This window comes from Microcoleus sp. MON1_C5 (assembly GCF_036701875.1).
In the GTDB taxonomy this organism is placed as follows: Bacteria; Cyanobacteriota; Cyanobacteriia; order Cyanobacteriales; family Microcoleaceae; genus Microcoleus.
This window is the reverse complement of the sequence record NZ_JAUBRN010000042.1, coordinates 1-12,082: the sequence shown is the minus strand read 5'-3', so window position 1 is coordinate 12,082 and position 12,082 is coordinate 1. Positions and strand designations below refer to the sequence as shown.

The window sequence follows — 12,082 nt, the reverse complement described above, 5'->3', positions numbered from 1 at the left end:
CTGTGCCACAAAAATCCTTGTGGGGTGGGCATCTTGCCCGCCCCAAATATTTGCACAGGCAAGATGCCTGTGCCACAAAAATTATTGTGGGGTGGGCATCTAGCCCGCCCCAAATATTTGCACAGGCAAGATGCCTGTGCCACAAAAATTATTGTGGGGTGGGCATCTAGCCCGCCCAAACTATTTAAAATTATCCTAAAGACCGGCCGCACAAACAGCCGCTCCAATTAACCCTACATTGGGATTCAAAACCAATCGAACCGGCATCATTTCTAACAGCGAATCCATCCGGCCTTTGTGCGTAAAAGCTCGCATAAAACCCCCTTCTTGAATCAGCGGCAAAATTTTAGCAGCGATGCCGCCAGCTACGTACAAACCGCCGTAAGGTAACAGTGTCAGAGCCAGATTTCCGGCCACCGCACCGTAAGCTTCTACAAACATTTGCATTGTTTGTTCCGAAAGCCGATCGCACTTTTTGAGTGCCGCCTGTGCAATTGTCGCCCCCGGATCGACACTCTTCTCGCTTTTACCGATTTCTGACTCCCATTTTTTGATAACTTCCCCTATCTCCGGCGATTCAGGAGCAAACTTTTTGTCCCGCAAAAACTGGTAAATTGAAACAATCCCTTGTCCCGAAACCACACGCTCGATCGATATTCGGGAAATGTCGTGTTTTGCTAACAAATATTTCAGCAATTGAAACTCCAACTCCGAACGAGGAGCAAAGTCACCGTGCCCCCCTTCCGAAGAAAAAACCCTGATGCCATTTGCCTCGGGAATTCCAAAACAATTTCCCAAACCAGTACCTGCACCAATCACAGCAATTGGGTCGTATGGGCGGGGTTTTCCAACTTGCAAAGTGTGCAAATCTCGATCGTCCAAAGCCCACACGCCGTAGCCAACCGCGACAAAATCATTAATTAAACTAACGTGTGATATTCCTAATTCCTGTTCCAGACGCTTCGCATCCAGCATCCAAGGCAAATTAGTCAGTTTTGCAGTGTTGTTAACCACCGGGCCCGCGATCGCAAAACAAGCTTTTTCAGGCAAGGGCGTAAAATCCAATTTCATAGCAGCTTCCCTCAAAAACTGCTGCACCATCGGCACTAAATCGGGAAACTCCCCGCTCGGATAGCGAAACTCGTAAAGAGCGTTCATTTCACCGTTAACAGTCCTTTCCACTAACCGCAAAATTGTCTTAGTTCCGCCAATATCGCCCGCTAATAATAATGCCATAAATCTCCTATTTAATTAGTAGTTGTCTTGATTTCGTTGCCGAATAACCCACCTAGTTTATAGCAATGATAGGCAGATTGGTGAACTCTTTTTTTAAACGAACCGCAGAGGTGCTCTTGACGCTGAGAAAGAGAACAGACAGAGAAAGAGAGATTCTCTTGAGGGCTTGAATTTGCGATATTACCAAATGATTGATAACACTACTAATTTAAACACCCACAGTATTAATTGCCAACCAAGCCCGCAGCACCTCAGCCACAGTCCAAGCTTGAGCCGTGCAGCCCCGAGGCGAGTGAGGGGCGTCGCCCTCAAAAATTTCGCCCAGACTGCCAACTCCGCCGCCCCTTATATGATGTGCCATCGGTTCCAGGAATTCGCTCGCTTGGGCTGGGTTTTTGTATACGTGCAAGTGCGCCAAGACAAATGGGCCAATCAGCCAGCCCCAAACTGTGCCTTGGTGGTAGGCGCTGTCGCGCTGCAATTGGTCGCCTCCGTATGCGCCGCGATATTGCGGGTGCTGCGGCGAGAGGCTGCGGAGGCCGACAGAAGTCAGAAGCTGTTGAGCGCAGGCATCCACCACGCCGCGCTGCTGGATGGGCGTCAGTAAAGGTGTATAGCGGGTTTCCTGGCGCATCCCCGCTGACAAGGAGTTGGCGGAGTGAGGAGGAATCGAGTCTAGGGGCAAGGATACGGCGAATATTTGGTTGGGCCGCAGCGAACTATCGTGTCCGTCGGGGCCGTCCAGAACGTCGTAACAGTAACCGGTTGAGGCGTTCCAGAAGCGAGGGAATCCGGCGGCCGTTCGATCGCCCAATTGTTGGTATTCATTGTGAGGCTTGCCGAGTTTTCGAGCAAAACTTGCCATTGCTTGTATAGCATTGTACCAAAGCGCGCTGAGTTCGATCGGCTTACCAATCCGAGGCGTCACCACCCAATCGCCGATTTTCGCGTCCATCCAAGTCAGTTGCACGCCGGTTTCGCCCGCGTAGACTAAACCGTCATCGGGATCGACGCGGATGTTATACCGAGTACCCTGCAAGTGCCAGTCAACAATCTCACATAACACCGGCCAGAGTTCGGTCAAAAGTTCGTCGTCGCCCGTGGCATCGATATAAGCGCGGATTGCCTCAAAGTACCACAGCGTGGCGTCTGCGGTGTTGTATTCCGGTTCGCCGCCCGCATCCGGGAAGCGGTTCGGCAGCATTCCCCGATCGACATACCGCGCAAATGTCCGCAAAATCGATCGCGCAATTTCCGATCGCCCGGTACAGATTGTGAGACCGGGCAAGCTAATCATCGTATCCCGTCCCCAGTCACTGAACCAGGGATATCCGGCGACGATCGTTTTGCCTTCGGGTTCCTCCGGTAGCGGGCGGCTGACGATGAATTGGTCGGCGGCTAGCACTAAGTGATCGATCCAGTCGGGAGATTCGCTCACTTTTGACCAGTTGTGCAGCAGTTGTTGGTCATAAGTGTGGCGCACTTCTAAAGCTGTACCGCCTTTGAGTTCGGGATTTTTCTCGGTGCTGGCTATCAATGTCAGAGAACTTCCCGGTGCGATCGTCATGTGAAAAGTCGCCGCGTGCAAGTGATCCTCGCAGCAGTCCAATCCGCGCCGCTTTTCGGCTGTTAGGTCAAATCCGTAATGCCACTTGTATAAAGGCGTAGAAACTCGAAAGTTGGCCTCTGGTTCGGCATCCGTCAGCAGGTACAGGGGTGCAGACTTGGGAAATGCAGTCACGCAAACCCCGCTTTCCAAGGTTTGTAGGCTCATCTGCCAGTCGCCGACGCTCGTCGTGTGGTGGTAGTCGCGATAGTTGATCAGGGCTTTGACAGCGAGGGCGATCGGTTGTGAGGCGCGGTGCAAGCGGTATTGAATATATGTTGTGTTAGCACCTTGCTGCATCCAAATCCGCTTTTCCAGGATAGCCTCGGCGAGAGCAAACCTCCAAACAGGCGTCGTGCCTTCGAGGTGAAAGCTTTCGATGTAGTTGTAGCCGTGGGGTTCGATCGCCGCGTCGGCCCAGCGGTTTGTATAAAGCGGATAGGCGCGATCGTGATACACAGCAGTCTCGTCCAGCTTGGCGAGCATCAAAGTGCGTCCCAGGGGGGGTTTGAGGGCAGCTACCAGCAAGCCGTGATAGCGGCGGGTGAGGAGATTTGCGATCGTCCCGCTAGCGTAACCGCCGATCCCGTTTGTGACCAACCACTCCCGAGACTCCGCCGAGTCGAGATTGCAGCAGATTTCCCGTCCAAAAGCCATAACCATAAAATCCACACTCGCGCTGATTTTTGACCTACCTTTAGGTAGATTTTCGACATGATATCAATCAGAAATATTAACGCTTCCAGGCCGTTAATTTGGCGATCGCCCCCGTGCCGATTCCTGCTCTAATTTAGACACAACCAACCGCTAATTTTGCCCGGTACACAATTTTAGCCTTTGATGCCTCTGTCTAAAGTTAGTTGTGTGTGATATTAAGTAATATTACCGTCTAAACAGGCGCTGAACGTTAAGGGCAAGCATTTGATAGCGCATCGGGCGATCGAACTACCAACCTATTTTATAAGGAGAACAACTCAAAGTGAAGATAGGAGCTAATTACCTCGGCAACAACCAATGTAAATTTACCGTTTGGGCGCCCACAATCAAACAAATAGCAGTCCAAATTGTTTCCCCAACAAAACGCCTGATACCGATGCAACAATCCGCAGAAGGTTATTGGGAAACCACAGCTACAGACATCGAACCAGGAACCCTTTACACCTACCAAATCGAAGGAAAAACCGACCGACCAGACCCAGCCTCAAAATATCAACCCCAAGGCGTACACGCTCCGTCGCAAGTAATAGATGAAAATATTTTTACTTGGACTGACACAAATTGGCAAGGCGTGCCGCTAGCCGAAATGATTATTTACGAACTGCACGTCGGCACATTCACCCAAGCCGGAACATTTGAAGCAATAATTCCCCAGCTAAAACAACTTAAAGAATTGGGAATCAATGCCATCGAAATAATGCCAGTAGCCCAATTCCCCGGCGAGCGAAACTGGGGATATGACGGCGTATATCCCTACGCCGTTCAAAACTCCTACGGCGGCCCCGAAGGCTTCAAAACACTCGTCAACGCCTGCCACGAACACGGCATTTCAGTAATTCTTGATGTAGTTTTCAACCACCTCGGCCCCGAAGGAAACTACCTCCGTGACTTCGGCCCTTACTTTACATCAAAATACGGCTCAGTTTGGGGAGACCCCCTCAACTTTGACGACGCCTACAGCGACGGCGTGCGTAACTACTTTATTGAAAACGCCCTTTACTGGTTTCGAGACTATCACATCGACGCCCTGAGATTAGATGCAATTCAAGCAATATTTGAAGTAAGTGCAAGACCGTTTTTACAAGAACTATCCGATGCCACAGCCGATATTTCCCAAGAACTAGGACGGCAACTTTACTTAATAGCCGAAAGTGACTTAAATGATGTCCGCACTATACGTCCTAAAGAACAGGGGGGCTTCGGATTAGACGCCCAATGGTGCGATGATTTCCACCACGCACTGCACGCCTTGCTCACTGGAGAAGACGACCGATACTACCAAGATTTCGGCAAGTGCGAACACTTAGAAAAAGCCTTTAAAGAAAGCTTTGTTTACTCCGGCCAGTACGCCCCCCACAGAAAGCGGAAACACGGCAATTCTGTTAAGGATGAACCGGGTCATAAATTTCTGGTGTTTGCCCAAACCCACGACCAAATCGGCAACCGCATTTTGGGAGACAGACTCTCCAAATTAGTTGACTTGGAAGGATTGAAACTTGCAGCCGGCACAGTCTTAATTTCTCCCTACATTCCCTTCTTTTTTATGGGAGAAGAGTATGGAGAAGAAGCACCGTTTTTTTACTTCATTTCCCACTCGGACGAAAACTTAATTGAAGCTGTCCGCAAAGACAAACAACAAGAATTTAAAATCTTTGAAGGTCGAGGCGAGTTTAATGACCCCCAGAGTCCTGAGACTTTCAATAAGTGTAAGTTAAACTGGGAAAAACAAACCGAAGGCAAACACAAAATCCTTTGGGAATGGCACCAACATTTGATTCAACTGCGGCGGACAATACCAGCCCTTAAAAAACTCGACAAAAACAGTCTAGAAGTGTCCAGCATTGAAGCAGAAAAAATCTTATTTCTACGCCGATGGACAGATGACAGCCAGATATTCTGCATTCTAAACTTCAACAGGCAAGAGGTAGCTTTTACGGCTGCACTTCCCCAAGGCAACTGGAACAAAATTTTAGACTCTGCTGATGAAAAATGGATGGGTTCAGGTTCTAGCTTGCCTGACAAGATAAATTCAGAGCAAGAGTTGACTGTTAAACCCCAGAGTTTCGCACTCTACGAAATAATACAGAAATAGTAGGTTGGGCGGAGCGAAGCGTAGGGTTCGCTGCCGCTCAACCCAACAACTGATTTTAGATTGGCGATTTGAGATTTTAGATGGGAGCAAAAATCTCAAATCTCACTTAAATCTCAAATTGATGGGTTTGGGCGGAGTGAAACGGAGGGTTCGTTCTCCACTCAACCTACTATTTCTAATTTTAAACAACAAACCCGACCAACTAATTAATTAGGAGTAAAATTAAGATGAGAATTCCCACAACCACTTACCGGCTTCAATTTCATGCAGGTTTTAACTTTGAAGCCGCCAAACAAATCCTGAGCTATCTGGAAGATTTAGGAATTACCGACGTTTACGCTTCACCGATATTTAAAGCCAGAAAAGGCAGCTCTCACGGATACGATGTCGTTGACTCAAATCTGCTCAATCCCGAATTGGGAACATCAGAAAATTTTGAAGCCCTCACATACGAAATCAAGAAACGGAACATGGGATGGCTGCAAGATATTGTCCCAAACCACATGGCTTACGACACTCAAAACTTGCTGCTGTTAGACGTGTTGGAACACGGGCCGGATTCCGACTATTTCGATTACTTCGATATTGAATGGAATCACGCTTACGAACATCTCAGAGGTCGAGTTCTGGCGCCGCTGCTGGGCAATTTTTATGGAGAGTGTCTGGAAAATGGCGAGATTCAACTCAAATACAGCGAAAATGGGCTGAGCATCAATTATTATAGCTTACAATTGCCAGTAAGAATTGAATCTTATGCTAAATTTATCAGCCATAATTTGGGGCATTTAGCCAGGGAATTAGGCAGACGCCATCCAGATTTTATCAAGTTTTTGGGGATTCTTTATTTGATTAAAAATACACCTTCAGAAACTAAAGGTAAAACCCGATACGATCAGATAGCTTTTGTCAAAGGACTGCTCTGGGAACTCTACAATCAAAATCCCCTTGTACAGGAATTCATCGATGAAAATATCAAAGTTTTTAACGGAGAAAAGGGAAATGCCGAAAGCTTTAATTTGCTAGACGATTTGCTTTCCGAGCAGTTTTACCGTCTGGCTTTCTGGAAAGTGGGTGCCGAAGAAATTAACTACCGAAGGTTTTTTACAGTCAACGAACTTATTTCGGTAAAAGTTGAAGAGGTTAAAGTTTTTCACAAAAACCATGCTCTGATCTTTGACATGGTTGATGAGGAAAAGTTTACCGGATTGAGAATCGACCACATCGACGGACTGTACGACCCCACAGAATATTTGAAACGGCTCCGGGAGAAAACCGGAGACACTTACATTACTGTTGAAAAGATTCTGGAACACGAAGAAGATTTGCCGTCATATTGGCCGATTGAGGGAACTAGCGGCTACGACTTTTTGAATTACGTAAACGGCGTTTTTTGTCGGTGCGATCGCGAACAGCAATTTAGCGAAATATATCATAGATTTACTCGCTTGACCGTTCCCTACGAACAGTTGTTTTTAGATAAAAAAGGGCTGATTGTTGAGAAAAACTTGGCGGGAGATGTAGACAATTTAGCTCAACTTTTGAAGAATATCTCCGGTCAATCGAGACAGGGGAATGACTTTACTCGTCCCGGTTTGGAAAAAGCATTGGCTGCTGTTTTGACGATTTTTCCAGTCTACCGGACTTACATCAATCAAGATGGTTTGAGAGAGTCCGATCGCACTTACGTAAAATATGCGATCGCTCACGCGAAAGAACAAGTACCGCGACTTCTCAAGGAACTTAAATTTATCGAAACGGTGCTGTTGCTGGAAGAAGAAGAAACCCTAACAACCGAACAAAAAGAGCAGCGGCGGCACTTTGTAATGAAACTCCAGCAGTTGACAGGGCCTTTGATGGCCAAAGGCGTTGAAGACACGCTTTTATACGTCTACTATCGGCTTTTATCGCTCAACGAAGTGGGAGGAAACCCCAGTCAGTTCGGCGTGTCGCTGGTAGATTTTCACGAGTTCAACAAAAAGCAGCAAGTCGCTTGGCCGCACAAAATGAATGCTACAGCTACCCACGATACCAAACGCGGCGAAGATGTGCGAGCTCGAATTAACGTTTTGTCTGAAATTCCCGATGAATGGGAACAGCAAGTCAAGTCTTGGAGAGAGCTAAACTCTTCTAAGAAAGTCAACTTTGTGAATCGAATGGTTCCCAGTACTAACGACGAATACTTCTTGTACCAAACTATGATCGGCACTTTTCCCTTTGAGGGAATTGAAAACACTGATTATGTCGATCGCCTGAAAGATTATGCCATTAAAGCCGTCCGCGAAGCCAAAGTTTATACGGCTTGGCTGAGACCGGATAACGACTACGAAGCTGGTTTTATGACCTTTATCGATAGTGTTCTCGAACCTTCGGAACAAAATCAGTTTCTCAGCAAATTTATACCTTTCTGCAAAAAAGTAGCTAATTACGGAATTTTCAATTCTTTATCTCAAACGCTGCTGAAACTCGCTGCTCCGGGCGTTCCAGACATTTATCAAGGGACGGAATTCTGGGATTTAAGCCACGTCGATCCGGATAACCGCCGTCCCGTTGATTTTGACCGCAGAATCGAGGTTTTGCGGGAAATTAAAGAGCAAGCTCAGACGGATACTTTGCAACTGGTTGAAGATTTGATTGCGACGCGAGAAGACGCAAGAATTAAGTTATTTTTGACGACAAGAGTGCTAGAAGCCCGAAAAAAATACTTGCAAGTTTTTCAATCAGGCGATTATCTGCCCCTGCAAGCAGTTGGCACGTTTAAAGATAACGTTGTTGCCTTTGCCAGAAGCTTTGAAGATACTACAGTTATTGTCATTGCTCCCCGGTTTTTCACGGGAATTGTCAAACCGGAAGAATTGCCGATCGGCAAACAAGTCTGGAAAGATACTAATTTGAAATTATCCGAGCAAATGCCGTCGGTTTGGAAAGATGCAATTACAAATCAGGCGGTAGAAAGTAACGGTACGTTGGCAATTGGTGAAGCTCTGAGTTACTTTCCTGCAGCTCTGCTGATCGGTGAAAAATAGCAATTAAAAGCTGGAAAATTCAAGAATTTTCCGAGATTCCCAGCAGGCGGACTTGAGGCTCTCCCTCAATAATATATTCCTTCCCAGGCACAGCCTGGAAGTAAACTGATAGGGACAGGGCATTGCCGTGTCCCTTTTCAGAATTGATATTAAACCTGATTTGAAGCCAAAAAACCGATCGCCCCTACCAACCAAACAAAATTTATACAACAAAGACGGCAAATACAACACAACGTATACGGTTTGCCACAATACCCGAATGGATCGCACACCGTACATTGGGAAGAGTAAAGAAAAGCAAAGCAGTCAACAACTGTAGCGGTGCAAGCCTCACGGATGCAACCGTCCCCCAAGAGGTTCGGTAAATACCCCTTCATCGCAAGGTCTACCGCCCGCAGTATAGAGATCAGCACCCTATCGAAGACTGTATTAAAGCAGGACTCACTACCCGTAAACCGCGAGGTAAAATCGCAGTCCTGAATAACCAGACTATCGCACAGATAAAACACCAAAATTTTGTAGAGATTGGAGCCGGAACACCCCTATGGGAAAAGTAGTTGGAATTGACTTAGGTACGACAAACTCCTGCGTCGCAGTTATGGAAGGCGGCAAACCCACCGTCATAGCCAACGCCGAAGGGGGTCGCACCACACCTTCTGTAGTAGCATATGCTAAAAATGGCGATCAACTTGTCGGACAAATCGCCAAGCGTCAAGCCGTGATGAACGCCGAAAACACCTTTTACTCAGTAAAACGGTTTATCGGGCGTCGGGTTGATGAAGTAGCCCATGAAACGACTGAAGTTTCCTACAAAGTCCTCAAAGTTGGCAACAGCCTTAAACTAGACTGTCCCGCCCGCGGCAAGCAATTTGCACCAGAAGAAATTTCTGCACAAGTTCTCCGCAAACTCGTAGAAGACGCCAGCAAATACCTCGGCGAAACAGTTACCCAAGCGGTAATTACTGTTCCCGCTTACTTCAACGACTCCCAGCGCCAAGCTACGAAAGACGCGGGAAAAATTGCCGGTATAGAAGTGCTGCGGATTATTAACGAACCTACAGCAGCAGCTTTAGCTTACGGGTTAGATAAAAAGAGCAACGAAACCATCCTCGTATTTGACTTAGGTGGCGGTACTTTCGACGTATCTATTCTCGAAGTAGGCGACGGCGTATTTGAAGTGCTAGCAACTTCTGGAGACACTCACCTAGGCGGTGACGACTTCGACAAAAAAATCGTCGATTACATTGCTAGCGAATTCCAAAGAGCCGAAGGCATTGACCTCCGCAAAGACAAACAAGCACTGCAACGCCTGACGGAAGCAGCAGAAAAAGCCAAGATTGAGCTTTCGAGCGTTACCCAAGCAGAAATCAACCTGCCGTTTATTACCGCGACTCAAGACGGGCCAAAACACTTGGACACGACTTTGACGCGGGGCAAGTTTGAAGAACTGTGCTCGGATTTGATCGATCGCTCTCGCATCCCGGTAGAAAACGCGATCCGCGACGCTAAATTAGACAAATCGGCAATTAATGAAGTCGTCTTAGTTGGTGGTTCGACGCGGATTCCTGCGGTGCAAGAACTGGTCAAAAAACTCCTCGGCAAAGACCCCAACCAAACGGTAAACCCGGACGAAGTGGTCGCAGTCGGTGCAGCAATTCAAGCCGGCGTACTCTCTGGCGAAGTCAAAGACATCCTGTTGCTCGACGTTACCCCGCTGTCTCTGGGCGTCGAAACCTTGGGTGGCGTGATGACCAAAATCATTCCCCGCAACACCACTATTCCTACCAAGAAGTCGGAAACTTTCTCGACTGCTGTAGACGGCCAAACAAACGTGGAAATTCACGTTTTGCAAGGCGAACGGGAAATGGCGAATGATAACAAGGATTTGGGAACCTTCCGCTTAGATGGAGTTCCACCAGCCCCCCGTGGCGTACCTCAAATTGAAGTTACTTTCGATATCGATGCTAACGGTATTTTGAATGTAGCTGCTAAGGATAAAGGTACTGGTAAGGAGCAATCGATTAGCATTACTGGTGCTTCTACTTTGCCCAGCAATGAAGTCGAGCGCATGGTGAAGGAAGCCGAATCGAATGCTTCTGCTGACAAGGAACGTCGCGAAAGGATCGATCGCAAAAACCAAGCTGATTCTCAAGCCTATCAAATCGAGAAGCAGTTGGCAGAATTGGGTGATAAAGTTCCCGCTGCTGACAAAACTAAGATTGAAGGGTTGCTCAAAGACTTGCGCGAGGCGATCGGCAGTGAAGATGACGATCGGATCAAAACCTTGACAACAGAGTTGCAGCAAGCATTCTACGCTGTCAGCAGCAACCTGTACCAGCAAGCAGGCGGCCCAACTGATGGCCCTGGCGGCCCTGGCGGCCCTGGTGGCTATGGAGACGGCGGCCCCACTGGCGGCGGCGACGACGTGATTGACGCCGACTTCACAGAAGGCAACAAATAAAAGGCTAAACTAAAAGCCCCTAGCTAGAAGCAAGAAACCCGGTTTTGAACAGAAACCGGGTTTCTGTTCATTCAAAAACAAACAAAAGCCGATCGGCTAAAATTACTAAAAATCGTGCTTGAGGCATATAGACAAAACTAGAATATGCTTTAATAAATCTCATCAACTAGCAGTAATAGCGCAACCGAGAGTAATTAAATGTCACGTTCTCCTATACAAAATTCCTCCGCAAATACTCCCAGCCAATCTCATGTTGCATCCTTGCGCCGAATCCGCCGGATCAGCCATTTACTAGACAATGCAATTCCGATTCCTGGCACAAAATACCGCATTGGACTCGATCCAATATTAGGACTGATACCGGGCGGCGGCGATTTAATCAGTTCAATTTTTGCCGGCTATGTCGTCTTGAAGTCCGCTCAAATGGGAGTGCCGCGAGAGACTTTAGTACAAATGGCTGCTAACATCGTGTTTGATACATTTGCCGGTACTGTACCCGTTGCCGGAGACTTGTTGGATGTTACTTGGAAAGCTAATGTCAAAAATATAGAATTGCTGGACGCTCATTTAGGTTCCCCTGAACCTGGGAAAAAAGCCGATTGGCTATTTGTGGCGGGGCTGCTTTTGGGTTTGATGTTAATTGTCGGAGGCGTGATTTTCTTGAGCGTGATGCTTTTTGGGTGGCTATTTCAAGTAATTACAGGGCGTTAATCTTTGGTGTGATTCTGAAGATAAAGCACTCTCTTTGTGTCATATTAATAGCTTCACGGGGTGACAACGCCGTCAAAACGTCCGTATCATCAGGGACCTAGCCCTCAAACCCCTCTGAAAAAATGGTAGCTTGTTCCGTCTTATTGCCATTAATTCCTAAATCATTTTTTCACAACCTTCTATTCCTCTTACCCAAGAATGACCATACAATCCCATCCAAAAACTACTATGTCGGC

Annotated in this window: 6 protein-coding genes; 4 read left to right on the top strand and 2 right to left on the bottom strand. The window is 47.4% G+C overall.

The window, feature by feature from the left end:
• Nucleotides 1-195: 195 nt before the first annotated feature.
• Nucleotides 196-1,236 carry a glucokinase gene (locus tag QUA71_RS19495; protein ID WP_333287472.1) on the bottom strand — a complete coding sequence of 347 codons (1,041 nt, stop codon included), beginning with the start codon at nucleotides 1,234-1,236 and terminating at the stop codon, nucleotides 196-198.
• 208 nt (nucleotides 1,237-1,444) lie between these two features.
• A complete protein-coding gene (locus tag QUA71_RS19490) occupies nucleotides 1,445-3,505 on the bottom strand; it encodes an amylo-alpha-1,6-glucosidase (protein WP_333287470.1) in 2,061 nt (686 codons plus the stop codon).
• 316 nt (nucleotides 3,506-3,821) lie between these two features.
• Between QUA71_RS19490 and treZ the strand changes: the two genes are divergently transcribed.
• The 4 genes from treZ to QUA71_RS19470 all read left to right on the top strand — a co-directional run bounded on the left by treZ (nucleotide 3,822) and on the right by QUA71_RS19470 (nucleotide 11,846).
• The gene (gene treZ / locus QUA71_RS19485) at nucleotides 3,822-5,651 is read left to right on the top strand and encodes a malto-oligosyltrehalose trehalohydrolase (protein ID WP_333287468.1); all 1,830 of its coding nucleotides are present in this window, start codon (nucleotides 3,822-3,824) and stop codon (nucleotides 5,649-5,651) included.
• A gap of 227 nt (nucleotides 5,652-5,878) precedes the next feature.
• Nucleotides 5,879-8,674, top strand: coding sequence for a malto-oligosyltrehalose synthase (gene treY, locus QUA71_RS19480; protein WP_333287467.1), 2,796 nt, complete (start codon nucleotides 5,879-5,881; stop codon nucleotides 8,672-8,674).
• A gap of 544 nt (nucleotides 8,675-9,218) precedes the next feature.
• Complete coding sequence (gene dnaK / locus QUA71_RS19475) at nucleotides 9,219-11,135, top strand: molecular chaperone DnaK (protein WP_333287465.1); 1,917 nt, start codon at nucleotides 9,219-9,221, stop codon at nucleotides 11,133-11,135.
• A 198-nt stretch (nucleotides 11,136-11,333) separates the two neighbouring features.
• Complete coding sequence (locus QUA71_RS19470) at nucleotides 11,334-11,846, top strand: DUF4112 domain-containing protein (RefSeq protein ID WP_190663856.1); 513 nt, start codon at nucleotides 11,334-11,336, stop codon at nucleotides 11,844-11,846.
• Nucleotides 11,847-12,082 lie beyond the last annotated feature (236 nt).